This window comes from Escherichia sp. E14S1 (assembly GCF_004211995.1).
Taxonomy (GTDB): domain Bacteria; phylum Pseudomonadota; class Gammaproteobacteria; order Enterobacterales; family Enterobacteriaceae; genus Escherichia.
Genome location: NZ_RHJQ01000013.1, coordinates 30873 through 56478, shown reverse-complemented (window position 1 = coordinate 56478; position 25606 = coordinate 30873). Strand labels below are relative to the sequence as shown.

Here is a 25606-nt window from a genome sequence, read left to right as displayed (position 1 = left end):
GTTATGTTGCGTCGTTCTCTTATTTTTCTGGTGCTGTTGAGTGCGGGATGTGTCTCGCTCGATCCTCACTACAGCACGCCTGAATCCCCAATCCCGGCGACCTTGCCGGGAGCACAGGGCCAGGGAAAGGCAATCAGCCATGACTGGCAGCAGGTGATCCATGATCCCCGATTGCAGCAGGTGGTGACCATTGCTCTGAACAGTAACCGCGATGTGCAAAAAGCGATAGCTGATATTGACTCCGCACGGGCGCTCTATGGGCAAACTAATGCGTCGTTATTCCCGAGGGTGAATGCGGCCTTAAGTTCGACCCGCAGTCGTTCGCTGGCGAAGGGTACGGGAACCACTGCCGAGGCTGACGGCACGGTGTCCAGTTATACGTTAGATCTGTTTGGTCGTAATCAGAGTTTATCTCGGGCGGCGCGGGAAACCTGGCTTGCCAGTGAATTTACAGCCCAGAACACCCGTTTAACGCTGATTGCTGAAATCAGCACCGCCTGGCTGACCCTGGCGGCTGATAACAGCAATCTGGCCCTGGCAAAAGAAACGATGGCCAGTGCAGAAAACTCATTAAAAATTATCCAGCGCCAGCAACAGGTTGGCACGGCGGCAGCGACAGATGTCAGTGAGGCGATGAGTGTTTATCAGCAAGCGCGCGCCAGCGTTGCCAGCTATCAGACACAAGTGATGCAGGATAAAAATGCTCTGAACTTACTGGCCGGTACAACGCTTGCGGAAAATCTGCTACCGGGAACACTGGAAAGCCTGCCGGAACAGATGATAAGCCTGGTTCCTGCGGGAGTGTCATCTGACGTTCTGCTGCGTCGCCCGGATATCCAGGAAGCGGAACATAATCTGAAGAGCGCCAATGCTGATATTGGCGCCGCGCGGGCTAACTTTTTCCCGACGATTTCGCTGACTGCCAGCGCTGGTGTTGGCAGTGACGCATTGTCATCGCTGTTCAGCCACGGAATGCAGATCTGGTCATTTGCGCCATCGGTCACATTACCACTGTTCACCGGCGGTAGTAATCTGGCGCAGCTTCGTTACGCAGAAGCACAAAAGCGTGGACTCATTGCCACCTATGAGAAAACCGTTCAGAGCGCGTTTAAAGATGTCGCTAACGCACTGGCGCGGCGGACCACGCTTGAAGAGCAACTGGATGCACAGCGCCAGTATGTTAAAGCTGAACAACAAACGGTCGATGTTGGCCTGCGTCGCTATCAGGCGGGTGTTGGTGATTACCTGACCGTGTTGACGGCACAGCGCAGCTTGTGGAGCGCACAGCAGGAGCTGCTGGCATTGCAACTGACTGATTTTACAAACCGGATCACGATCTGGCAGTCGCTGGGCGGCGGCATGTCATCACTCAAGTAAGGAATAGTATGGCTAGAGTCTCTCTTTCATGGGCATTGATTCTTGGTCTTTTAGCCGGTATCGGCCCGATGTGTACCGATCTTTATTTGCCTGCTTTGCCGGAGATGTCAGAGCAACTGGCGGCAACCTCGACCATAACGCAATTAACGCTGACCGCATCACTGATCGGTCTTGGCGTCGGACAACTGTTATTTGGTCCTCTGAGCGACAAAATAGGGCGTAAACGTCCGTTAGTCTTGTCGTTGCTATTGTTTATTATTTCTTCCATTTTGTGCGCGACAACGAACAATATTTACTGGCTGGTGGTCTGGCGTTTTATTCAAGGGATCGCGGGGGCAGGTGGTTCGGTGCTCTCTCGTTCTATTGCTCGTGACAAATATCAGGGAGTAACGCTGACCCAGTTCTTTGCGCTGCTAATGACGGTGAATGGCCTGGCTCCGGTGTTGTCGCCAGTGCTGGGCGGTTATATTGTCAGCACGTTTGACTGGCGCACTTTATTCTGGGTGATGGCTGAAATTAGCACCGTACTGTTGCTGGGCTGCCTGTTATTTATCAATGAGACATTGCCAGAAAATAAAAGGGGCTCTTCATTGCTATTAACCGGACGAAGCGTGGTGCAGAACCGCCGTTTTACGCGCCTTTGCCTGATTCAAAGTTTTATGCTAGCAGGCTTGTTTGCGTACATCGGCTCTTCGTCGTTCGTGTTGCAGAAGGAATTTGGCTTTAGTCCAATGCAATTTAGCCTGGTGTTTGGCCTTAACGGCATCGGACTTATCATCGCTTCATGGATCTTCTCGCGCCTGGCGCGACGAGTTAACGCGATGAAATTGTTGAGAGGTGGCCTGATAGCGGCAATTTTGTGTGCATTGCTCACGGTCTTATGCGCATGGTTGCAGTTACCCATTCCGGCACTGGTGGCATTATTTTTCACCATCGCATTTTGTAGCGGCATCGGCACTGTTGGCGGGGCAGAGGCTATGAGTGCAGTAGGGACGCAGGAATCTGGAACGGCGTCTGCGTTGATGGGGATGAGCATGTTTGTCTTCGGCGGTATAGCCGCGCCATTGTCGGGGCTTGGTGGGGAAACGCTGTTAAAAATGAGCCTGGCAATTATGGTGTGTTATACGCTGGCATTGCTGGTTGCTCTCACCAGAATCGACAATCAAAAGTAATGAATACCTCATTCTGACGGGGATTTACCCTGTCAGAATGAGGTACCGAATACTAACGATCTTTACGCCACGCATCCGCCGTCAATGCTTCGCCAAAGTGGCCGGAAATTAGCCGTTTGGTGAGTTCGTGCAGCGGCGATGCCAACACATCCGCAGTGCTACCGCGTTCGACAACTTCTCCCTGATGCATGACCAGCACCTGGTCGCTGATGTGCTTCATCATCCCGATATGCTGGGTAACATAAATATAAGAAATACCCTGTTTCTCTTGTAACTCCAGCATCAGGTTAATTAGCTGCGAACGCATCGACATATCCAGCGAGGCGAGGGCTTCATCGGCAATAATCACTTTTGGGCGCAATATCAGCGCGCGCGCCAGACCAAGACGCTGTTTTTGCCCGGGGGCCAACATATGCGGATAGTAACTGACGTGATCCGGCAGCAGCCCGACCATACGCATTGTTTCAATAATCTGTTTGCGGCGCTGTTCCGGTTCCAGGTCTGTGTTCAAACGCAGTGGAAAATCAAGGATCTGCGAAATACGTTGACGTGGATTCAATGAAGTCGACGGATCCTGAAATATCATGCGAATACGCTGGCTTCGGAAGGAATAATCGCCAAAATGCAGAGGATGATCGTCAATCAATAACTCGCCGCTGGTTGGCTCAATCATTCCTGCCAGCATCTTTGCCAGCGTCGATTTACCGGAACCGTTCTCACCAATAATCGCCAGTGTCTGGCGTTCACGCAGCGTAAAGCTCAATGGTTTTACCGCTTCGACTGTCTGACGGCGAAACCAGCCGGTCCTGTAGCGGAACGTTTTGCTTAAATTACGCACTTCGAGCAGAGTTTCTATCATCTCACTCTTTCTCCATGTTCAGCGGGAAATGACAGGCATAGAGATGATTTTTCGCTCCCGTCAGACGCGGCGTTACAATGCATTCTCGTTGTGCATAAGGGCAACGCGGTCCCAGACGACAACCAATCGGTAATTGTTCCAGCAGTGGGATTGCGCCCGGCAGGGTATTGAGGCGGCTTTTATGCGGCATCGCACTGCCAAAGTCCGGTATCGCGCGTATCAGCGCCTGGGTGTAAGGATGATGCGGCATTGTCACCAGCTCCTTACTTGGCGCGGATTCCACTGTCTGGCCACAATAAAGCACGTTAATTTTATCCGCCCATTGGCTAAGCATTTGTAAGTCATGACTGATAAGCAAAATGGTGGTGTTGCTGTTTTGGTTGAGACGCGTCAACAGGCGGAAAATTTGCGCCTGCGTTGTTGGCTCCATCGAGTTGGTCGGTTCGTCGGCAATCAGTAGACGCGGTTGATTCGCCAGTGCAATGGCTATCATCACTTTCTGGCATTCACCTTCGGTCAACTCGTAAGGGAAACTGCGCATCGCATCTTTATGATCTTTAATCCCCACGCGGTGTAGCAACTCAATGGCGCGGCGTTTGCGCCAGCCAAAACGCTGCCACCAACGGCCTTTATAGGTCCAGGCCGGGATGTTCTGCATCAACTGGCGACCCACACGTTCCGATGGATCAAGACACGATTGCGGTTCCTGGAAAATCATCGACACGTTGTGTCCAACCAGTTTGCGCCGTTCGCGTGCGGAGAGACGCAGCAAATCGATATCATCAAAACGCATTCGGTCAGCGGTAACACGCCAGTTATCTTTATTCACCCCACAAATCGCTTTCGCAATCAAACTTTTGCCGGAGCCGGATTCGCCAACAAGACCGCGAATTTCACCTTCGGTTAAGGTCATACTCACGCGGTCGACGGCTTTAACCCATTCATCACCGGTTTTAAATTCAATAGTCAGGTTACGAATATCCAATAATGGCATTATTCCACCCCCGCAATAATCGCACGACGAACGCCATCGCCAAGGAGGTTAACCAACAACACGCTAATCATAATTGCCGCACCTGGCAGCATTACGGTCCACGGGGCGACATAAATCAGTTCCAGCGCATCACCAAGCATCGCGCCCCATTCAGGCGAGGGCAGTTGTGCGCCGAGGTCAAGAAAGCCCAGCGCGGCGATATCGAGAATTGCCATCGACAATGCGCGAGTGATCTCGGTGACCAGTCCGGCGGTGATGTTAGGCATCACCGCAAACCAGAGAATATTCAGCGTCGTTGCGCCATCCAGACGGGCGGCGATAACGTACTCTTTTTCCAGTTCGTCATGAACCATGCTGTAAATCGAACGTACCATACGCGGCAGCAGTGCCAACCAGACGGCAAACATGGCGTGCGATAAACTCGGTCCGGCAAATGCTACTACGATAATCGCCAACAGCAGGGACGGAATCGCCAGCAAAGTATCCAGAATATGGTTTAGCACCGCTGACCGCAGACCGTGCGTTGCACCGGCGAAGGTGCCAAGTACCAGACCACAAATCGTCGCGGCGAGCGTCACCACAAATGCGCCCCCCACGGTAGGTGCTGCGCCACTCAATAAACGGCTTAAAACGTCGCGCCCCAGGTCGTCGGTCCCAAGGAAGAACGAGACTTCGCCATAGCGTGACCATGACGGCGGCAACAATTGATAACCAAGAAATTGCTGGTCGATGCCGTAAGGCGCAAACCAGCTACCAAAAATACACAGCACCGCCAGCCCCGCGCAGCCGTACAGGCCGACCATCGCAGCGGCGTCTCCATAGAATTTGCGCCAGGCAGTACGCAGCGTGCCCGGCGGGCGCTTTTCGCTGTATACGCTATCGTAAGGCATACCATTCCTTATGTTTCAGAGGGTTAGCCATGGCACCCAAAATATCAGATATCACGTTAATAATAATGACCAATGAACCGCACACCATCACTCCGGCGGAAATGGCTGCGTAATCCTGCTGGCGGATGGCGTTAATTAACCAGCGCCCTAAACCCGGCCAGCTAAAAACCATTTCGGTGATCATCGCCAGCGTCAGCATGGTGGAAAACTGCAAGCCCAGGCGAGGAATAACCGGAGGTAACGCGTTATGCAGCACGTGGCGACGCAAAATAGTAAAGCGCGACAAACCGCGAGTCGCCGCCGCTTTCACATAGTTTTGGTCATAGACTTCGATGGTGCTGATACGCATCAATCGGATCACTTCAGTTGTTGGCGCAACCGACAGGGTAATCACCGGTAGCACCATATGGCGAAGTGCGCTCATGATCATTTCGTCCCGCCACGGTGAGTCCGAAAGCCAGGCATCAATTAACGCAAAGCCGGTAATCGGTTTCACTTCATAGAGCAGATCGAAACGCCCTGAAACGGGCAGCCAACCTAGCGTGAGTGAACAAAACAGCGTCAACAGAAGCGCCAGCCAGAACACCGGGATGGAAAAGCCCAGCAAGGCGATGGCGTTGATCAAGTTATCCTGCCATTTATGGCGTGTAATCCCGGCAATCATGCCCACCGGGATCCCGACAATCAGCGCAAAACCGAAGGCGAGGATGCACAACTCCATCGTTGCCGGAAAGACTTCTTTTAACTGTTCGGCAATAGGCTGGCCGTTAATGCTGGAAACACCAAAATCCCAGTGGATCAGTCCATTAAACCAGAACACCCAGGCATTCCACAGTGAAGCGCCTTGTAACGGCGCGTGTGGCGTGAAATAGCTCAAACTGAAGCCAACAAAGGTCAGCAGGAATAAGGTGACGATTAATAACAAAATACGACGTAAGGTGAAGATAATCATGGTTTTTTCACCTCTTCTTGCTTCTCGCGATACACCCCCGCGAAGGAGGCGTTACCGAACGGGCTCAGTACCAGACCTTTAATATCGTAACGGTAGGCCTGCAAGCGCAGTGATGAGGCCAGCGGCAGAATGGGTAGTTCCTGCGCCAGAATGCTTTGCGCTTCATCATAAGCTTCAATACGCGCCGCCAGTTGCTGCGAGGAGAGGGCATTACGCAACACGCTGTCGAATTTCGGATCGCACCAGTGGGCAAGGTTGGTTTGCGAGTGAATAGCCGCGCAGCTCAGTAACGGACGGAAGAAACTGTCCGGGTCGTTACTGTCCGTCGCCCAACCAGATAACGTCAGATCATGGCTCATATCCATCAACCGCGCCTCCTGAAAACGACCTTCTACCGGCACAATCACCACTTTCACGCCAACCTGCGCCATATCCGCCTGAATCAGTTCGGCAGTTTTCAGCGGACTGGGGTTCCATGCCTGCGATCGTGTCGGTACCCACAGTTTCAGCGTTAAGTTTTCCAGCCCCAACGCTTTCAGTTGTTCGCGCGATTTCGCTGGGTTGTATTCAGTAATTTTAGCCTCGTTGTCATAAGCCCACGAGGCGCGCGGTAAAATAGAGGCCGCAGTTTCAGCCGTACCATAATAGATGGATTGCATCAGGCGCTGGTTATTGATAGCCAACGCCAGCGCATGGCGGACAGCCGGATTATTTAGCGGCGGTTTGGCGGTGTTAAACGCCAGATAGGCGACGTTCATCCCCGGGCGTAGCGTTAAACGCAAACGCGGGTCGTCGCGCAAAATGGATAACTGGCTGGCGGCAGGCCAGGCCAGAACGTCACATTCACCGGTCAAGAGTTTCGACAATCGTCCTGTACCGCCGGAGCCTAAATCCACCACCACCTGCGGCATCAACGGTTTGCCACGCCAGAACTCATCGTGACGTTGTAAGCGAATATATTGCCCGGCGCGGTATTCCGACAATTGATACGGTCCGGTGCCGACCGGTTGACGGTCGAGTTGTTCCTGGCGATCTTCTTTCTCTAATTTCTGGGCGTATTCGGCAGACATTACCGACGCATAGTGGGTCGCCAGGTGCCATAAGAAGGATGCATCCGGCTGGGCGAGACGGAACTCAACGGTGTGATTATCCAGCTTGCGGACACTTTTAACGTTATCGGCAAATTGCAGACTGTCGAAATAGGGGAAGTTACTGCCGTTGACGTTATGCCACGGATTATTGCGGTCAAAAATCCGTTGGAAGGTAAACACCACATCATCGGCATTCATTTTGCGAGTGGGAGTAAACCAGGCGGTTTTTTGAAACGGGACATCGCGACGCAGGTGGAAGCGATAGGTTGCGCCGTTGTCGAGCACTTCCCAGCTTTCGGCAAGTTCTGGCATCAGGCGATAGGTATACGGATCGACATCCAGCAGTCGATCATAAAACTGGGCGGCAAGGGTATCGACAATTAACCCACTGCTCGCTTTGGATGGGTTAAAGGTGTTGACTTGCCCGCTGACGCAATAGACAAAACCGCTGTCGCGGATATCAGCATGCGGGGGGGATTCAGGCGCGGCTATTGCCTGACCACTCACAAGTCCAGCAATCACCAAAAGAGACGATAATACCTGGCGCATAATATTAAGGGATTTTATGTAAAGAGGCTATCTTACTAATATTTAATGACATTTGCCATTACCGTTTGTGTTCAGGGGTCGTAATGAGGGCCGTGTGGTTGGTCGTTGAACAGGTGGCGTCGCCATCTGTTCAACATTCGTACCCGTGATTTCTCTATAACTATAACTCACAGAACAACTTAGCGAAGAGCAGAGCGGGACGATCGTGAGAAACCCATTAAAGCAGGCTGCGGTGCGTGTCATTTATAGCCGGATGCGCCGTGAACGATTTATCCGGGCAACGATACTGACCGAGCGTCTGCAATTAAATAATTATTCATTACCCCATTGATTCAAAAACTCTGCGATTTCATCAATGCGCGCGGGATTAATCCCCGCTTCAGCGGCCATGTCATGCTGGGCTTCTTCGCTGATCTCTTCATTGTTCATCAAACGGGTGAGTAGTAACTGGAAGTAATGGGCCAGCGGTGTGCGTTCTGCGTCTGCGACAGGTTCTGCGCATTCAGTTGCGTATTCATCGGCAATATCGAAATATTTTAATGGGATATCGTGGTTCATTGTTTGCCCCTGGAGTTAATGCGCTAAGCATAAGGGCGGATGATAGCACTCGTGATCCGGGTCATACATCTTTTTATAGTTAATGGCGTGGCGCATTACCCTCAGGCAGGATAATGCGCCGTGTATCCTGGATATTACGTTTCGCTCACCGGCGTTCTGTCACCATCATACAACGGCACTTTGCGATAGCGGCGGATCAGATACCACAAATATGCGCCGCCTAACGAAGCCCATACCAGACCCAGCGTCAGCGAGGTGGCTTCGAGGTTAATCCACAGCACGCCCACCGTCAGCGCGCCAACCAGCGGCATTAATAAATAGTGGAAGTGTTCCTTCCAGCTTTTATTCATTCCTTTGCGCCGCCAGAAGTGGTTGAACACCGACAGGTTAACGAAGGTAAACGCTACCAACGCGCCGAAGTTAATTAACGCTGTGGCGGTAACTAAATCGAAGAACAGCGCCGACATCGCGACAATCCCGACCATAATGACGTTCAGCGCCGGAGTCCGCCATTTCGGATGCACATAGCCAAACACGCGCTCCGGAAACACATTGTCACGCCCCATCACATACAGCAGACGCGACACGCTGGCATGTGAAGCCAGGCCAGACGCTAACGTGTTCACAAACGTGGTGCAGAGGAAAATCGACTGGAACAGCTTGCCGCCGACGTACAGCGCAATTTCCGGCAGCGCGGCATCCGGGTCTTTAAAGCGGCTGATATCGGGGAAGAACAGCTGCATAAAGAACGACGCCGCAATAAAGATAACGCCACCGTAGACCGCCGTCAGGAAGATGGCTTTCGGGATCACGCGTGCGGCGTCCGGCGTCTCTTCCGAAAGCGTGGTCACCGCATCGAAACCGAGGAACGAGAAACAGACAATCGTCGCCCCGGTAATAATCGGGATCAAGTGCGCGTTCTCGCTGATAAACGGCTGAAGTGACCAGACGGTGCCAACGCCTTCACCTTTATGCAGTCCCTGAACCACCAGGAAGATAAACACCACCATGATGGAGATTTGCACCAGCACAAACAGGGTATTGAAGTTAGCCACCAGGTTGACGCTCTTCAGGTTCGCGGCAGTTAAGATGGCGACGAACGTCACCACCCACACCCACGGTGGCACTTCCGGGAAGAGGGCGGAGAGATAGATCTTCGCCAACAAGACGTTGATCATCGGCAAAAAGAGATAATCCAGCAGCGATGACCAGCCGACCATAAAACCGACGTGCGGGTTAATCGACTTTTGCGCGTAGGTATAGGCCGAACCTGCCTCCGGGAACTGGCGAACCAGTTTGCCGTAGCTGATAGCGGTAAACAGCACGCCTGCCAGCGCCAGCAAATAAGATGCCGGAACGTGACCGTTGCTAATACCGGAAACGATGCCAAACGTATCGAACACGGTCATTGGCGTGAGATAGGCCAGACCCATCATCACCACCTGCCACAACTTCAGTGATTTTCGCAGACGGGTTTTGCCGGGTTGCGCAGCAATATTCAGTGGTGAATTAATAGCCATAATTGTTGCCTCCCCTGCGTAATAAGGTTTGCGGTCGTGTCGACCTGAAATCAAACCTGTTTAGCAAGGGAAGCAAAGGGGGCGGAGTCCAGTCAGTCGCAGGAAGGGCGCACACGCAGCCTCCCTCGCCATGCGGGGATTTAATCATCGGCATCATCTCATTTCCTCGTCACAGTCTTAATCGTTAACGGAAGCCCGTTGCCGCCTGCGCTCCATAACGCGACATCCGGGAAATGTCTGGATTACCAGCAAATGTCAGGCCTGGCTCCGCTCAGGCCGATGAAACAACCCCGCAAGGGGTACTATGCGTTTTTCAACATCCACTCAATTTCTGTTTCTGTGATGAGGCGCTCAAACTGCAACAACTCATCATTTTTACAGGCGTGATACACATGGCAAAAACGCTCGCCTAAATAGCGGCGCAAATGATCGTTCTCGATAAACTCCCACAGGGCATCGCTCTGGCGAATCGGGAAGGGTAAGCCTTCCTGCTCCAGCCCGTTGCCTTCTACTTCTTCCTGCAACGGCAGTTCGTTATCAAGGCCATGCAAAATACCGGCAAAAATCGCCGCCATCACCAGATATGGGTTGGCATCGGCACCCGCCACGCGATATTCCACGCGGTGATTATGACGATCGCCGCACGGAATACGCAGGGCGACGGTGCGGTTGTTATGGCCCCACGACGCCTGCGTTGGCACATACATGCCTGGCTGGAAGCGGCGATAGGAATTCACGTTCGGCGCCAGCAGCGCCATTGATGACGGCATCAGGTCGATCATCCCGGCGAGCATCTTTTTCAGCAGCGGCGAATCTTCGCCTTCTGCGTCAGAAAGCACGTTCTCGCCACGATTATTTTGCATACTGATATGGATATGCATCCCGCTGCCCGCGTGCTCTTCATACGGCTTCGCCATAAAAGTGGCGTGCATCTTATGCTTTTCTGCCATCAGGCGCACCAGGCGTTTTAGCGCCAGCGCATCATCGCAGGCTTCCAGCACGTTATCGGTATGGTAAAGGTTGATTTCAAACTGACCCGGCGAGGCTTCGGCGACCGCACCGTCGGCGGGAATTAACTGTAACTGCGCCAGTTCATCAATATCATTGAGCACATCGGCGAAGTGGTTGAGGTTATCAACCGAGTAAACCTGACTTTGTGTATTGCGGTCATCGGTGCCGGGCGCGCAGGGCGGTTGCAGATACCCTTCAGCGTCGCGCTGGCGATCCAGTAAATAGAACTCCAGCTCTACCGCTACAACCGGGAACAATCCGCGCTGGCGTAGCTGCTGCCACAGACGGTTAAGTACGTTCCGCGGCTCAACGTCAAAGGGAGCGCCATCTTCATCGACCATGGTCAGGAGTATCTGACCGATAAACTCTGGATCGGCAGCAGAAGGGGTTAAGGTACCGAGTATTGGCACACAAGTACGATCTGGTTCACCCATTTCCTGACCCAGGCCCGCTTCTTCTACTACATTGCCCAGAATATCCATTGCAAACACCGAGGCCGGGAAATAACACCCTTTCTCCAGCTTCTGCAGACTTGAAACAGGAATGCGTTTCCCACGGAAGCAACCATTCAAATCAGTAAGTAAAACATCAACATATTGTGTATTCGGGTAGCGCTCCAGGTAGCGTTTCACTTCCTGCGTAAAGGCGCTACCCCGCCTCTCTTCTGACTGCTGAACAAAGTTCTCTACTTCAACGATATTGGTTTCCATGATTCTTCGCCTTTGGTTTGTTTTCCGCTCGTTAGCAAAGCGTAAAATATAATGACCACCATTCGAATCTGTATGCAAACTAAATGTTTGTCAAATGTTAAATTGAGTTTGCAAAAATGAAAACCCACTGCTAGATTGAAAAAATATTGAACATAAAGGTCATTTAAACCGCAGTAATGGCGATAATTTAGTCCACTTTGTGAGATTGAGCATGGAAAATATAATGAACAATCCGGTTATCGGTGTCGTAATGTGCAGGAACAGGCTTAAGGGTCATACGACCCAGACTCTGCAAGAAAAGTACCTGAATGCCATCGTCCACGCGGGCGGTTTACCGATTGCGCTGCCACATGCGCTGGCGGAACCGTCATTACTTGAAGAACTGCTGCCGAAACTCGATGGCATTTATCTTCCAGGTAGTCCCAGCAATGTGCAGCCGCACCTATATGGTGAAAACGGCGATGAGCCTGACGCCGATCCCGGGCGTGATCTTCTGAGCATGGCGTTAATTAATGCCGCACTCGAAAGGCGCATCCCCATTTTCGCCATCTGCCGGGGGTTACAGGAACTGGTGGTAGCAACCGGTGGGTCGTTGCATCGCAAACTGTGCGAACAGTCTGAATTGTTGGAACATCGTGAAGATCCCGAACTGCCGGTGGAGCAGCAATATGCGCCGTCGCACGAAGTTCAGGTTGAAGAGGGGGGATTACTGTCTGCATTGTTACCTGAATGTAGCAACTTTTGGGTAAACTCTCTGCATGGACAAGGGGCGAAGGTCGTTAGCCCGCAGTTGCGTGTTGAAGCTCGCTCGCCGGATGGCCTGGTTGAGGCGGTGAGCGTCATCAATCATCCTTTCGCGCTGGGCGTACAGTGGCACCCGGAATGGAACAGTAGCGAGTACGCGCTTTCGCGTATATTGTTCGAGGGCTTTATCACCGCTTGTCAGAACCATATCGCTGAAAAACAGCGACTCTGACCACTACAGTTAAGGAAATGCAAATATGAGTGATGAGGGACTGGCGCCAGGAAAACGCTTGTCAGAAATCCGCCAGCAGCAGGGGCTTTCACAACGTCGTGCCGCCGAACTCTCCGGGCTGACTCACAGTGCTATCAGTACGATAGAACAAGATAAAGTCAGCCCTGCCATCAGTACGCTGCAAAAGCTGCTGAAGGTGTATGGTCTGTCACTCTCGGAATTCTTTTCCGAGCCGGAAAAACCTGATGAACCGCAGGTCGTCATTAATCAGGACGACTTAATTGAAATGGGCAGTCAGGGTGTGTCGATGAAGCTGGTGCATAACGGTAACCCGAATCGCACGCTGGCGATGATCTTTGAAACGTACCAGCCGGGCACAACCACTGGGGAAAGAATTAAGCATCAGGGTGAGGAAATAGGCACTGTACTGGAAGGTGAAATTGTTCTGACCATTAATGGTCAGGATTATCATCTCGTCGCGGGGCAAAGTTATGCCATTAATACCGGCATCCCGCACAGTTTCAGTAATACGTCGGCAGGCATTTGCCGAATTATCAGCGCCCATACGCCCACCACGTTTTAATCTTTTTGCTTTTGTAGGCCGGGTAAGCGAAACGCCACCCGGCTAGCTATAAAGGCAATCTATAAAGAATGTCGCCAGAAATAAACGGGCTCATCGCCTGGGGATCTCTGCGCCCTGACGTTCACAAACTGCATATATCTGATAGACGTGAAACAGGAGTCATAATGAATTTTCATCATCTGGCTTACTGGCAGGATAAAGCGTTAAGTCTCGCCATTGAAACCCGCTTATTTATTAACGGTGAATATACCGCTGCGGCGGAAAATGAAACCTTTGAAACCGTTGATCCGGTCACCCAGGCACCGCTGGCGAATATCGCGCGCGGCAAGAGCGCCGATATCGACCGTGCGGTGAGCGCAGCACGCGGCGTATTTGAACGCGGCGACTGGTCGCAGGCCGCCCCGGCAAAACGTAAAGCGGTGCTGAATAAACTCGCCGACTTAATGGAAGCCAACGCCGAAGAGCTGGCACTGCTGGAAACTCTCGACACCGGCAAACCGATTCGTCACAGCCTGCGTGATGATATTCCCGGCGCGGCGCGCGCCATTCGCTGGTACGCCGAAGCGATCGACAAAGTGTATGGCGAAGTGGCGACCACCAGTAGCCATGAGCTGGCGATGATCGTGCGTGAACCGGTCGGCGTTATTGCTGCCATTGTACCGTGGAACTTTCCGCTGCTGCTGACTTGCTGGAAGCTTGGCCCAGCGCTGGCGGCAGGGAACAGCGTGATTCTAAAACCATCTGAAAAATCACCGCTCAGTGCGATTCGTCTCGCGGGGCTGGCGAAAGAAGCAGGTCTGCCGGATGGCGTGCTGAACTTGGTGACGGGGTTTGGTCATGAAGCGGGCCAGGCGCTGTCTCGTCATAACGATATCGACGCCATTGCCTTTACTGGTTCAACCCGCACCGGGAAACAGCTGCTGAAAGATGCTGGCGACAGCAACATGAAACGCGTCTGGCTGGAAGCGGGTGGCAAAAGCGCCAACATCGTTTTCGCCGACTGCCCGGATTTGCAAAAAGCGGCGAGCGCAACGGCCGCAGGTATCTTCTACAACCAGGGCCAGGTGTGCATCGCCGGAACGCGTTTGTTGCTGGAAGAGAGCATCGCCGATGAATTCTTAGCCCTGTTAAAACAGCAGGCGCAAAACTGGCAGCCGGGCCACCCGCTTGATCCCGCGACCACCATGGGCACCTTAATCGACAGCGCTCACGCCGACTCGGTGCATAGCTTTATTCGTGAAGGCGAAGGCAAAGGGCAACTGCTGCTGGATGGACGCAACGCCGAACTGGCAGCGGCCATCGGCCCGACCATCTTTGTGGATGTGGACCCGAATGCGTCCTTAAGTCGCGAAGAGATTTTCGGCCCGGTGCTGGTGGTCACGCGTTTCACATCAGAAGATCAGGCGCTACAGCTTGCTAATGACAGCCAGTACGGGCTCGGCGCGGCGGTATGGACGCGCGATCTCTCCCGTGCGCACCGCATGAGCCGCCGCCTGAAAGCTGGTTCCGTCTTCGTCAATAACTACAACGACGGCGATATGACCGTGCCGTTTGGCGGCTATAAGCAGAGCGGCAATGGTCGCGACAAATCCCTGCACGCGCTGGAAAAATTCACCGAACTTAAAACCATCTGGATAAGCCTGGAGGCCTGAAATGACCGAACATACCAGCAGTTACTACGCCGCCAGTGCGAATAAATACGCGCCATTCGACATACTGAATGAGTCAATCACCTGTGATGTTTGCGTGGTCGGCGGCGGCTATACCGGGCTTTCCTCCGCGCTGCATCTGGCAGAAGCGGGCTTTGACGTGGTGGTTCTCGAAGCCTCACGTATCGGCTTTGGCGCCAGCGGGCGCAACGGCGGGCAGCTTGTGAACTCCTACAGCCGCGACATCGACGTTATCGAAAAAAGCTACGGCATGGACACCGCCCGTATGCTTGGCAGCATGATGTTTGAGGGTGGTGAGATCATCCGCGAACGTATCAAACGTTATCAGATTGACTGCGACTACCGCCCCGGCGGCCTGTTTGTGGCGATGAATGATAAACAGCTCGCGACTCTGGAAGAGCAGAAAGAGAACTGGGAACGTTACGGCAATAAACAGCTGGAGCTGCTGGATGCCAACGCCATTCGTCGTGAAGTCGCCAGCGATCGCTATACCGGCGCGCTGCTGGATCACAGCGGCGGGCATATTCACCCCCTGAACCTCGCCATTGGTGAAGCCGATGCCATTCGTCTCAACGGCGGGCGTGTGTATGAGCTTTCTGCGGTGACGCAGATCCAGCACACCACGCCAGCGGTGGTGCGCACTGCCAAAGGCCAGGTGACGGCGAAGTATGTGATTGTCGCCGGGAATGCGTACCTGGGCGATAAAGTGGAGCCGGAACTGGCGAAACGCAGCATGCCGTGCGGCACTCAGGTGATCACCACCGAGCGGCTTTCCGATGAGTTAGCCCGTTCGCTGATCCCGAAAAACTACTGCGTTGAAGACTGTAATTATCTGCTTGATTACTACCGTCTTACCGCCGACAACCGCCTGCTGTACGGCGGCGGCGTGGTCTACGGCGCGCGCGACCCGGATGACGTTGAGCGTCTTGTGGTGCCGAAACTGCTGAAAACCTTCCCGCAGCTGAAGGGCGTCAAAATCGACTACCGCTGGACGGGCAACTTCCTGCTGACCCTGTCGCGCATGCCGCAGTTTGGTCGCCTCGATACCAACATCTATTACATGCAGGGCTATAGCGGCCACGGTGTCACCTGTACCCATCTCGCTGGGCGTTTGATTGCCGAACTGCTGCGCGGTGACGCCGAGCGTTTCGACGCCTTCGCCAATCTGCCGCATTACCCGTTCCCCGGCGGGCGTACGCTGCGCGTGCCGTTTACCGCGATGGGCGCGGCTTATTACAGCCTGCGCGATCGTCTGGGTGTTTAATTTCCGATTAACCGTGAAGAGTCAAAAGGTGTGAAACATGAGCAACAATGAATTCCATCAGCGTCGTCTTTCTGCCACTCCGCGCGGGGTTGGCGTGATGTGTAACTTCTTCGCCCAGTCGGCTGAAAATGCCACGCTGAAGGATGTTGAAGGCAACGAATATATCGATTTCGCCGCAGGCATCGCGGTGCTGAACACCGGACATCGCCATCCTGAACTGGTGGCGGCAGTGGAACAGCAACTGCAACAGTTTACCCACACGGCGTATCAGATCGTGCCATACGAAAGCTACGTCACCCTGGCGGAGAAAATCAACGCCCTGGCCCCGGTGAGCGGGCAGGCTAAAACCGCGTTCTTCACCACCGGTGCGGAAGCGGTTGAGAACGCGGTGAAAATTGCCCGCGCCCATACCGGACGCCCTGGCGTGATTGCGTTTAGCGGCGGCTTCCATGGTCGTACGTATATGACTATGGCATTAACTGGAAAGGTCGCGCCGTACAAAATCGGTTTCGGCCCGTTCCCCGGTTCGGTGTATCACGTGCCGTATCCGTCAGAACTGCATGGCATTTCGATGCAAGATTCCCTTGACGCCATCGAACGCTTGTTTAAATCGGACATTGAAGCGAAGCAGGTGGCGGCGATTATTTTCGAACCGGTGCAGGGCGAGGGCGGCTTCAACGTGGCGCCAAAAGAGCTGGTTTCTGCCATTCGCCGCTTGTGCGACGAACACGGCATCGTGATGATTGCCGATGAAGTGCAAAGCGGTTTTGCGCGTACAGGTAAATTGTTTGCCATGGATCATTACGCCGATAAGCCGGATTTAATGACGATGGCGAAAAGCCTGGCGGGCGGTATGCCGCTTTCAGGCGTGGTCGGTAACGCGAATATTATGGACGCCCCCGCGCCGGGCGGGCTTGGCGGTACCTACGCCGGGAACCCGCTGGCGGTGGCTGCCGCGCACGCGGTGCTCAACATTATCGACAAAGAATCACTTTGCGAACGCGCGAATCAACTGGGCCAGCGCCTGACAAACACGCTTATTGAGGCCAAAGAAAACGTTCCTGCGATCGCGGCAGTACGTGGTCTGGGGTCGATGATTGCAGCAGAGTTTAACGATCCGCAAACGGGCGAACCGTCAGCGGAGATTGCGCAGAAAATCCAGCAACGTGCGCTGGCGCAGGGGCTGCTACTCCTGACCTGTGGCGCATACGGCAACGTGATTCGTTTCCTGTATCCGCTGACCATCCCGGATGCGCAATTCGATGCGGCAATGAAAATTTTGCAGGATGCGCTGAGAGATTAATACGTAGAAGCGAAGGCCAACGCAATAATGCCTGATGCGCCGCGCTTATCAGGCCTACAAATGACGTATTGATTATGTAGGCCGAATAAGGCGTTCACGCCATATCCGGCAAGTTGTATTGCCCAACTTCGCTAAATCTGGTGCTTTTTCAACAACGCGCGGAACTGATGATAGGTTAACCCCAGCAATTCAGCCGCGCGCTTCTGGTTATATTTCCCCTGTTGCAAACTGAGTTGCAGCAACTCTTTTTCCTGCTGCATCTGAAACTCACGTAAATCCAGCGGCAGCGTCGGAAGCAAGGTGGTTTCTGAAACGGCGATGGCTTCTTCAGGTGGACGCCGTTTAAAGGGATCAATAATGATGTCATCAAGCGGATAATCGCTGGTGCCGTGGCGATACACCGAACGTTCCACCACGTTTTTCAATTCACGAATATTTCCCGGCCAGCGATAATTCAGCAACGTTTCTCTGGCGCGCTCGGTAAAACCCGGGAACAGAGGCAGTTTGATTTCCCGACACATCTGGATGGCAAAATGTTCTGCCATCAACATAATGTCGCTTTCGCGTTCGCGCAGTGGTGGCAGTTGCACAACATCAAAAGCCAGCCGGTCGAGCAGGTCAGCGCGAAAAGTACCTTCATTGACCATCGCCGGAAGATCGGCATTCGTCGCGCATACCAACCGCACATTCACCTGCAATGGCTGGCTGCCGCCAACGCGCTCCAGTTCACCATACTCAATCACGCGCAATAATTTTTCCTGCACCATCATCGGTGCTGTAGCGAGTTCATCAAGAAATAGCGTACCGCCGTCGGCACGTTCAAATCTCCCTGGATGACGTTTTTGCGCACCGGTAAACGCCCCCGCTTCGTGACCAAATAGTTCGGAATCCAGCAGATTTTCATTTAACGCCGCGCAGTTAAGGGAAATAAACGGCCCTTGCCAACGAGAGGAGAGATAATGCAGACGGCTGGCGATCAGCTCTTTACCTGTTCCGCGCTCGCCGATGATGAGCACCGGTTTGTCCAGCGGTGCGAGATGCGAAACCTGCTCTAAAACTTCGAGAAAGCTGTTCGCCTCACCGAGTAAGTTATCTTTGTATTCTGCCATGATGAAATTCGCCACTTGTTAGTGTAATTCGCTAATTCATCCTGGCATGTTGCTGTTGATTCTTCAATCAGATCTTTATAAATCAAAAAGATAAAAAATTGGCACGCAAATTGTATTAACAGTTCAGCAGGACAATCCTGAACGAAGAAATCAAGAGGACAACATTATGGGTATTTTTTCTCGCTTTGCCGACATCGTGAATGCCAACATCAACGCTCTGTTAGAGAAAGCGGAAGATCCGCAGAAACTGGTGCGTCTGATGATCCAGGAAATGGAAGACACGCTGGTTGAAGTGCGTTCTACTTCGGCACGTGCGCTGGCGGAAAAGAAACAGCTGACTCGCCGTATTGAACAAGCGTCGGCGCGTGAAGTTGAGTGGCAGGAAAAAGCCGAACTGGCACTGCTGAAAGATAGAGAAGACCTGGCGCGTGCGGCGTTAATTGAAAAACAGAAACTGACCGATCTGATTAAGTCCCTGGAACATGAAGTGACGCTGGTGGACGATACGCTGGTGCGTATGAAGAAAGAGATTGGCGAGCTGGAAAACAAATTGAGCGAAACTCGTGCTCGCCAGCAGGCATTGATGTTGCGTCATCAGGCCGCAAACTCGTCGCGCGATGTGCGTCGTCAGTTGGACAGTGGCAAACTGGATGAAGCGATGGCCCGTTTCGAATCTTTCGAGCGCCGTATCGACCAGATGGAAGCAGAAGCGGAAAGCCACAGTTTCGGCAAACAAAAATCGCTGGATGATCAGTTTGCCGAGCTGAAAGCTGATGATGCAATCAGCGAGCAACTGGCACAATTAAAAGCCAAAATGAAGCAAGACAATCAATAATAACATCCAGGCGGCGTCCGAACACGCCGCCGCTCATCCCTTAAGGAGTCCTTATGAGCGCGCTATTTCTGGCTATTCCGTTAACCATCTTTGTGCTGTTTGTTTTACCGATTTGGTTATGGCTGCATTACAGCAACCGCTCCAGTCGTGGAGAGCTTTCGCAAAGCGAACAACAGCGATTAGCGCAACTGGCTGATGAAGCAAAACGGATGCGCGAGCGTATTCAGGCGCTGGAATCCATTCTTGATGCTGAACATCCGAACTGGAGGGATCGCTAATGGCGGGTATTAATCTCAATAAAAAATTATGGCGCATTCCACAACAGGGCATGGTACGCGGGGTCTGTGCCGGGATTGCTAACTATTTTGATGTACCGGTAAAACTGGTACGTATTCTGGTGGTGCTGTCGATTTTCTTCGGCCTGGCGCTGTTTACCCTGGTTGCTTACATCATTTTGTCATTTGCGCTTGATCCAATGCCTGACAACATGGCGTTTGGTGAACAACAACCTTCCAGCAGCGAATTGCTGGATGAAGTCGACCGTGAACTGGCGGCCAGTGAAACGCGTTTACGCGAGATGGAACGTTATGTCACTTCCGACACCTTCACGCTACGTAGCCGTTTCCGTCAACTGTGAGGAAAGTTATGAATACTCGCTGGCAACAGGCCGGGCAAAAGATGAAGCCTGGTTTCAAATTAGCAGGCAAGCTGGTACTTCTTACCGCACTGCGCTATGGCCCGGCGGGTGTGGCTGGTTGGGCGATAAAATCAGTTGCTCGCCGACCGCTGAAAATGTTGCTGGCTGTGGCGCTGGAACCGCTATTAAGTCGGGCTGCCAATAAACTGGCGCAGCGTTATAAAAGGTGAGGGGAGTTCCGCAAAAATTGTTAGATCTCAGGCGTATAATGGATGGCAATTTTCATCCATAGAAGGATATTTATATGTTTAAAAAAGGCTTACTTGCTCTGACTCTGGTGTTTTCACTGCCTGTTTTCGCCGCTGAACACTGGATAGATGTTCGTGTTCCAGAGCAGTATCAGCAAGAGCACGTTCAGGGGGCCATCAATATTCCCCTAAAGGAAGTGAAAGAGCGCATAGCCACCGCCGTTCCGGATAAAAACGACACCGTGAAAGTGTATTGCAACGCCGGACGCCAGTCCGGGCAGGCAAAAGAGATCCTCAACGAGATGGGATATACCCACGTTGAGAACGTCGGTGGACTGAAAGACATCGAAATGCCGAAGGTCAAAGGTTAACAAATTATTGCCTGAGCGGTGTAAATAACGCCGCTTATTCATTTGATAAATCAAAATTAACCCACATTATTATCTCCAGTATCTAATCCTTTCTACGGCTTTCTGGCACAGGACAGCAATGAAGCGACTTAAAAATGAACTTAATGCGCTGGTGAATCGGGGTGTCGACAGACATCTGCGCCTCGCTGTAACTGGACTTAGCCGCAGCGGCAAAACAGCGTTTATCACCGCGATGGTTAATCAGTTGCTCAATATTCATGCCGGAGCACGCTTGCCGCTATTAAGCGCGGTGCGTGAAGAGCGCCTGCTGGGCGTAAAACGCATTCCCCAGCGTGACTTTGGTATTCCGCGCTTCACCTATGATGAAGGGCTGGCGCAGTTATATGGCGATCCTCCCGCCTGGCCGACGCCAACGCGCGGCGTCAGTGAAATCCGCCTGGCGCTACGTTTTAAATCGAATGATTCACTGCTGCGTCACTTCAAAGACACCTCCACGCTGTATCTGGAAATTGTGGATTATCCCGGCGAATGGCTGCTCGACTTGCCGATGCTGGCGCAGGATTACTTAAGTTGGTCGCGGCAGATGACGGGCTTACTCAATGGTCAGCGCGGCGAATGGTCGGCGAAATGGCGAATGATGTGCGAAGGGCTGGATCCGTTAGCGCCTGCCGACGAAAACCGACTGGCGGATATTGCCGCCGCGTGGACCGATTATCTCCACCAGTGTAAACAGCAGGGGCTGCACTTTATTCAGCCAGGGCGCTTTGTTTTGCCTGGCGATATGGCAGGAGCGCCCGCGCTGCAATTCTTCCCGTGGCCTGATGTCGATGCCTGGGGCGAGTCCAAACTGGCGCAGGCCGATAAACACACCAACGCCGGAATGCTGCGCGAGCGGTTTAATTATTACTGTGAGAAGGTGGTGAAAGGGTTCTATAAGAATCATTTTCTGCGCTTTGACCGCCAGATTGTGCTGGTGGATTGCCTGCAACCTCTCAACAGTGGGCCACAGGCATTTAATGATATGCGTCTGGCGCTGACGCAGCTGATGCAAAGTTTCCACTACGGGCAGCGTACCCTGTTCCGGCGCTTGTTCTCGCCGGTAATCGACAAACTGTTGTTTGCTGCTACTAAAGCGGACCATGTGACCATCGATCAGCACGCCAATATGGTTTCATTACTGCAACAACTGATTCAGGATGCCTGGCAAAATGCGGCGTTCGAAGGGATCAGCATGGACTGCCTGGGGCTGGCGTCAGTTCAGGCGACCACCAGCGGCATTATTGATGTTAACGGTGAGAAAATCCCGGCGCTGCGCGGTAATCGACTCAGCGATGGCGCACCGCTCACTGTTTATCCTGGCGAAGTTCCCGCACGTTTGCCTGGTCAGGCGTTCTGGGATAAGCAAGGCTTCCAGTTTGAGGCGTTTCGTCCGCAGGTGATGGATGTCGACAAACCGCTGCCGCATATTCGTCTTGATGCTGCGCTGGAATTTTTAATAGGAGATAAATTGCGATGACCGAGCCGTTAAAACCACGTATTGATTTCGACGGTCCGCTGGAGGTCGATCAGAATCCAAAATTCAGGGCGCAGCAGACCTTTGACGAAAATCAGGCGCAAAATTTTGCCCCGGCAACGCTCGAAGAAGCACAGGAAGAAGAGGGGCAAGTCGAAGCGGTAATGGATGCAGCGTTACGTCCGAAACGCAGTCTGTGGCGCAAAATGGTGATGGGCGGGCTGGCGCTGTTTGGCGCAAGCGTTGTTGGTCAGGGTGTGCAGTGGACGATGAACGCCTGGCAAACTCAGGACTGGGTGGCGCTGGGTGGTTGTGCCGCAGGAGCATTGATTATTGGTGCAGGCGTAGGGTCTGTAGTGACAGAGTGGCGGCGCTTATGGCGCTTGCGCCAGCGTGCTCATGAACGCGATGAAGCGCGCGATTTGTTACACAGTCACGGCACCGGGAAAGGGCGCGCGTTTTGCGAAAAACTGGCGCAGCAGGCGGGTATTGATCAGTCTCATCCGGCGCTGCAGCGCTGGTATGCCTCAATCCATGAAACGCAGAACGATCGTGAAGTGGTCAGCCTGTATGCTCATCTGGTCCAGCCGGTTTTAGATGCCCAGGCGCGGCGCGAAATCAGCCGATCAGCGGCGGAATCGACGTTGATGATTGCGGTCAGCCCGCTGGCGCTGGTGGACATGGCGTTTATCGCCTGGCGTAATTTGCGCCTGATTAATCGCATCGCCACGCTGTATGGCATTGAACTGGGGTATTACAGCCGCCTGCGCCTGTTTAAACTGGTCTTGCTGAATATCGCTTTCGCGGGTGCCAGCGAACTGGTACGTGAAGTGGGGATGGACTGGATGTCGCAGGATCTCGCCGCGCGCTTGTCTACTCGCGCCGCTCAGGGAATAGGTGCCGGTTTACTGACCGCACGACTGGGGATCAAAGCTATGGAACTTTGCCGCCCGCTGCCGTGGATTGACAATGACAAACCACGTTTGGGTGATTTCCGTCGTCAGCTCATCGGTCAGGTAAAAGAGACGTTACAAAAGAGCAAAACGTCCGGCGAAAAATAGTGCACTTTCGGGCACTGATCGGATACCTTTACGCCGAAGTGCCCGTTTATCCATCGTTGTGTCAATGTTTGTTGACAGAAACCTTCCTGCCACTCGAATAGTGTCATATCATCATATTTATTGTTCTTTTTCATGTGAAGGTTCCCATGCGTCTGGAAGTCTTTTGTGAAGACCGACTCGGTCTGACCCGCGAATTGCTCGACCTACTGGTGCTAAGAGGCATCGATTTACGCGGTATTGAGATTGACCCAATCGGGCGGATTTACCTGAATTTTGCCGAACTGGACTTTGACAGTTTCAGCAGTTTGATGGCGGAAATACGCCGTATTGCGGGCGTTACCGATGTGCGCACTGTGCCGTGGATGCCTTCCGAGCGAGAACATCAGGCGTTGAGCGCATTGCTTGAAGCATTGCCTGAACCCGTGCTTTCTGTCGATATGAAAAGCAAGGTGGACATGGCAAACCCGGCGAGCTGTCAGCTATTCGGGCAAAAACTGGATCGCTTACGCAATCATACCGCTGCGCAATTGATTAACGGATTTAATTTTTTACGTTGGCTTGAGAGCGACCCGCAGGATTCACATAACGAACATGTAGTGATTAATGGACAAAATTTCCTGATGGAGATAACGCCTGTCTATCTTCAGGATGAAAACGACCAACATGTCCTGACCGGTGCGGTAGTGATGCTGCGCTCAACAATCCGTATGGGCCGTCAGTTGCAAAATGTGGCTGCCCAGGATGTCAGCGCTTTCAGTCAGATTGTCGCCATCAGTCCTAAAATGAAGCATGCGGTAGAGCAGGCGCAAAAGTTAGCAATGTTAAGCGCGCCGCTGCTGATCACGGGTGATACCGGCACGGGTAAAGATCTCTTTGCTTACGCTTGCCATCAGGCAAGCCCGCGTGCGAGCAAACCTTATCTGGCGCTGAACTGTGCTTCTATTCCAGAAGATGCTGTAGAGAGTGAACTGTTCGGGCATGCGCCAGAGGGGAAAAAAGGATTCTTCGAACAGGCGAACGGCGGCTCGGTTTTGCTGGATGAGATTGGCGAGATGTCGCCGCGAATGCAGGCAAAATTATTGCGTTTTCTCAACGATGGCACTTTCCGTCGCGTTGGGGAAGACCACGAAGTGCATGTGGATGTGCGGGTAATTTGCGCGACGCAGAAGAATCTGGTTGAGCTGGTGCAAAAAGGCATGTTCCGCGAAGATCTCTATTATCGTTTGAACGTGCTGACGTTAAATCTGCCGCCGCTGCGGGACTGTCCGCAGGACATCATGCCGTTAACCGAGCTATTTGTTGCCCGATTTGCTGACGAGCAGGGCGTGCCGCGTCCGAAATTAGCTGCAGATCTAAATACCGTGCTTACACGTTATGCATGGCCGGGTAACGTGCGGCAGTTGAAAAACGCCATTTACCGCGCACTGACGCAACTGGAAGGTTATGAACTGCGTCCGCAGGATATTTTGCTGCCGGATTATGACGCTGCAACTGTGGCCGTTGGTGAAGATGCAATGGAAGGTTCGCTGGACGAAATCACCAGCCGTTTTGAACGTTCGGTATTAACCCAGCTTTATCGCAATTACCCCAGTACGCGCAAACTGGCAAAACGTTTGGGCGTTTCACACACCGCGATTGCCAATAAACTGCGGGAATATGGATTGAGTCAGAAGAAGAGCGAAGAATAAGTGGGATAAATGCCTGATGGCGCAATACCATCAGGCATAATAATTTACGCTTTCAGTACCGCGAGAGCTGCTTCGTAATCCGGCTCAGTGGTGATTTCATTGACCAACTGACTGAAGATCACATTATCATTTTCATCAATAACGACAACCGCACGAGCCGCCAGACCTTTCAGTGGGCCTTCAGCGATCTCAACGCCGTAAGCTTGCAGGAATTCAGCGTTACGGAAAGTGGAGAGAGTGATAACGTTGTTCAGACCTTCCGCGCCGCAGAAACGAGACTGAGCAAACGGCAGATCGGCGGAGATGCACAGCACAACCGTGTTGTCGATTTCGGTTGCCAGTTGGTTAAACTTACGTACTGATGCGGCGCAAACACCGGTATCAATGCTCGGGAAAATGTTCAGCACTTTGCGTTTGCCCGCAAACTGACCGAGGGTGACGTCAGACAGATCTTTTGCCACGAGAGTAAAAGTCTGCGCTTTGCTACCCGCTTGCGGGATGGAATTGGCGACTGTAACCGGGTTGCCCTGGAAATGAACGATTTGTGACATGATTATCTTTCCTGTTTACATATAGTTAACGTCACGCCTAGTTTATGCTAACTGTCAATAACACAGCAATCGCTATTTGCGCTTAATCCGCAGACCACCGCGGCAACAAGGAGT

Annotated in this window: 26 protein-coding genes; 15 read left to right on the top strand and 11 right to left on the bottom strand. The window is 52.8% G+C overall.

Annotation, left to right across the window (positions count from 1 at the left end):
* Window positions 1-3: 3 nt before the first annotated feature.
* Both D9734_RS15945 and D9734_RS15940 read left to right on the top strand, forming a co-directional pair.
* Window positions 4-1377, top strand: coding sequence for a TolC family protein (locus tag D9734_RS15945; RefSeq protein ID WP_130208817.1), 1374 nt, complete (start codon window positions 4-6; stop codon window positions 1375-1377).
* Window positions 1378-1385: 8 nt separating this feature from the next.
* On the top strand, window positions 1386-2549 hold the full coding sequence (locus D9734_RS15940; protein WP_130208815.1) for a multidrug effflux MFS transporter: 1164 nt from the start codon (window positions 1386-1388) through the stop codon (window positions 2547-2549).
* A 52-nt stretch (window positions 2550-2601) separates the two neighbouring features.
* Here D9734_RS15940 and sapF read toward each other — a convergent pair whose 3' ends face one another.
* The 9 genes from sapF to puuA form a co-directional block, all read right to left on the bottom strand.
* Window positions 2602-3408 carry a peptide ABC transporter ATP-binding protein SapF gene (sapF, locus tag D9734_RS15935; RefSeq protein WP_000573415.1) on the bottom strand — a complete coding sequence of 269 codons (807 nt, stop codon included), beginning with the start codon at window positions 3406-3408 and terminating at the stop codon, window positions 2602-2604.
* Window position 3409: 1 nt separating this feature from the next.
* Window positions 3410-4402, bottom strand: a complete 993-nt coding sequence (gene sapD, locus D9734_RS15930) for a peptide ABC transporter ATP-binding protein SapD (RefSeq protein ID WP_001128856.1) — start codon at window positions 4400-4402, stop codon at window positions 3410-3412.
* Window positions 4402-5292: a peptide ABC transporter permease SapC gene (gene sapC, locus D9734_RS15925; protein WP_130208813.1), complete on the bottom strand. Its 891-nt coding sequence runs from the start codon at window positions 5290-5292 to the stop codon at window positions 4402-4404. The genes sapD and sapC overlap by 1 nt, the downstream gene beginning before the upstream one ends.
* The gene (sapB, locus tag D9734_RS15920) at window positions 5279-6244 is read right to left on the bottom strand and encodes a putrescine export ABC transporter permease SapB (RefSeq protein ID WP_064527260.1); all 966 of its coding nucleotides are present in this window, start codon (window positions 6242-6244) and stop codon (window positions 5279-5281) included. The genes sapC and sapB overlap by 14 nt, the downstream gene beginning before the upstream one ends.
* Window positions 6241-7884: an ABC transporter substrate-binding protein SapA gene (gene sapA, locus D9734_RS15915; protein WP_130208811.1), complete on the bottom strand. Its 1644-nt coding sequence runs from the start codon at window positions 7882-7884 to the stop codon at window positions 6241-6243. Before sapA ends, sapB begins: the two co-directional genes overlap by 4 nt.
* A 312-nt stretch (window positions 7885-8196) precedes the next feature.
* The gene (locus D9734_RS15910) at window positions 8197-8442 is read right to left on the bottom strand and encodes a YmjA family protein (RefSeq protein WP_130208809.1); all 246 of its coding nucleotides are present in this window, start codon (window positions 8440-8442) and stop codon (window positions 8197-8199) included.
* Between the two features lie 134 nt (window positions 8443-8576).
* Entirely contained in the window at window positions 8577-9962 is a 1386-nt protein-coding gene (gene puuP / locus D9734_RS15905; protein WP_130208807.1) for a putrescine/proton symporter PuuP, read from the bottom strand.
* Complete coding sequence (locus tag D9734_RS15900) at window positions 9952-10116, bottom strand: hypothetical protein (RefSeq protein WP_130208911.1); 165 nt, start codon at window positions 10114-10116, stop codon at window positions 9952-9954. Before D9734_RS15900 ends, puuP begins: the two co-directional genes overlap by 11 nt.
* Before the next feature lie 148 nt (window positions 10117-10264).
* Window positions 10265-11683, bottom strand: a complete 1419-nt coding sequence (gene puuA / locus D9734_RS15895) for a glutamate-putrescine ligase (RefSeq protein WP_130208805.1) — start codon at window positions 11681-11683, stop codon at window positions 10265-10267.
* A 211-nt stretch (window positions 11684-11894) separates the two neighbouring features.
* Between puuA and puuD the strand changes: the two genes are divergently transcribed.
* The 5 genes from puuD (at window position 11895) to puuE (ending at window position 17479) form a co-directional block, all read left to right on the top strand.
* Window positions 11895-12659 (top strand): gamma-glutamyl-gamma-aminobutyrate hydrolase, encoded by a 765-nt coding sequence (puuD, locus tag D9734_RS15890; RefSeq protein WP_130208803.1) that lies wholly within the window; start codon window positions 11895-11897, stop codon window positions 12657-12659.
* A 25-nt stretch (window positions 12660-12684) separates the two neighbouring features.
* Window positions 12685-13242 (top strand): HTH-type transcriptional regulator PuuR, encoded by a 558-nt coding sequence (gene puuR / locus D9734_RS15885; protein ID WP_001278727.1) that lies wholly within the window; start codon window positions 12685-12687, stop codon window positions 13240-13242.
* Between the two features lie 164 nt (window positions 13243-13406).
* Complete coding sequence (gene puuC, locus D9734_RS15880; protein ID WP_130208801.1) at window positions 13407-14894, top strand: aldehyde dehydrogenase PuuC; 1488 nt, start codon at window positions 13407-13409, stop codon at window positions 14892-14894.
* 1 nt (window position 14895) lies between these two features.
* Window positions 14896-16176, top strand: coding sequence for a gamma-glutamylputrescine oxidase (gene puuB, locus D9734_RS15875; RefSeq protein WP_130208799.1), 1281 nt, complete (start codon window positions 14896-14898; stop codon window positions 16174-16176).
* Between the two features lie 37 nt (window positions 16177-16213).
* Window positions 16214-17479, top strand: a complete 1266-nt coding sequence (puuE, locus tag D9734_RS15870) for a 4-aminobutyrate transaminase (protein ID WP_130208797.1) — start codon at window positions 16214-16216, stop codon at window positions 17477-17479.
* 131 nt (window positions 17480-17610) lie between these two features.
* Here the strand turns inward: puuE and pspF are convergent, their stop codons facing one another.
* Window positions 17611-18588, bottom strand: a complete 978-nt coding sequence (gene pspF, locus D9734_RS15865; RefSeq protein WP_130208795.1) for a phage shock protein operon transcriptional activator — start codon at window positions 18586-18588, stop codon at window positions 17611-17613.
* Between the two features lie 166 nt (window positions 18589-18754).
* Here pspF and pspA point away from each other — a divergent pair, with 166 nt between their 5' ends.
* The 8 genes from pspA to tyrR all read left to right on the top strand — a co-directional run bounded on the left by pspA (window position 18755) and on the right by tyrR (window position 24941).
* Complete coding sequence (pspA, locus tag D9734_RS15860) at window positions 18755-19423, top strand: phage shock protein PspA (protein ID WP_000511019.1); 669 nt, start codon at window positions 18755-18757, stop codon at window positions 19421-19423.
* Window positions 19424-19476: 53 nt separating this feature from the next.
* Window positions 19477-19701: an envelope stress response membrane protein PspB gene (gene pspB / locus D9734_RS15855; RefSeq protein WP_001274965.1), complete on the top strand. Its 225-nt coding sequence runs from the start codon at window positions 19477-19479 to the stop codon at window positions 19699-19701.
* On the top strand, window positions 19701-20060 hold the full coding sequence (gene pspC, locus D9734_RS15850) for an envelope stress response membrane protein PspC (RefSeq protein ID WP_130208793.1): 360 nt from the start codon (window positions 19701-19703) through the stop codon (window positions 20058-20060). Before pspB ends, pspC begins: the two co-directional genes overlap by 1 nt.
* 8 nt (window positions 20061-20068) lie before the next feature.
* Window positions 20069-20290 (top strand): phage shock protein PspD, encoded by a 222-nt coding sequence (gene pspD / locus D9734_RS15845; RefSeq protein ID WP_096839698.1) that lies wholly within the window; start codon window positions 20069-20071, stop codon window positions 20288-20290.
* A gap of 74 nt (window positions 20291-20364) precedes the next feature.
* A complete protein-coding gene (pspE, locus tag D9734_RS15840; RefSeq protein ID WP_064527288.1) occupies window positions 20365-20679 on the top strand; it encodes a thiosulfate sulfurtransferase PspE in 315 nt (104 codons plus the stop codon).
* Between the two features lie 118 nt (window positions 20680-20797).
* Complete coding sequence (locus D9734_RS15835) at window positions 20798-22195, top strand: YcjX family protein (RefSeq protein WP_130208791.1); 1398 nt, start codon at window positions 20798-20800, stop codon at window positions 22193-22195.
* Window positions 22192-23253, top strand: a complete 1062-nt coding sequence (locus D9734_RS15830) for a YcjF family protein (protein WP_130208789.1) — start codon at window positions 22192-22194, stop codon at window positions 23251-23253. Before D9734_RS15835 ends, D9734_RS15830 begins: the two co-directional genes overlap by 4 nt.
* Before the next feature lie 146 nt (window positions 23254-23399).
* Window positions 23400-24941, top strand: a complete 1542-nt coding sequence (tyrR, locus tag D9734_RS15825) for a transcriptional regulator TyrR (RefSeq protein WP_130208787.1) — start codon at window positions 23400-23402, stop codon at window positions 24939-24941.
* A 44-nt stretch (window positions 24942-24985) separates the two neighbouring features.
* Here the strand turns inward: tyrR and tpx are convergent, their stop codons facing one another.
* Window positions 24986-25492 (bottom strand): thiol peroxidase, encoded by a 507-nt coding sequence (gene tpx, locus D9734_RS15820; RefSeq protein WP_064527317.1) that lies wholly within the window; start codon window positions 25490-25492, stop codon window positions 24986-24988.
* Window positions 25493-25606 lie beyond the last annotated feature (114 nt).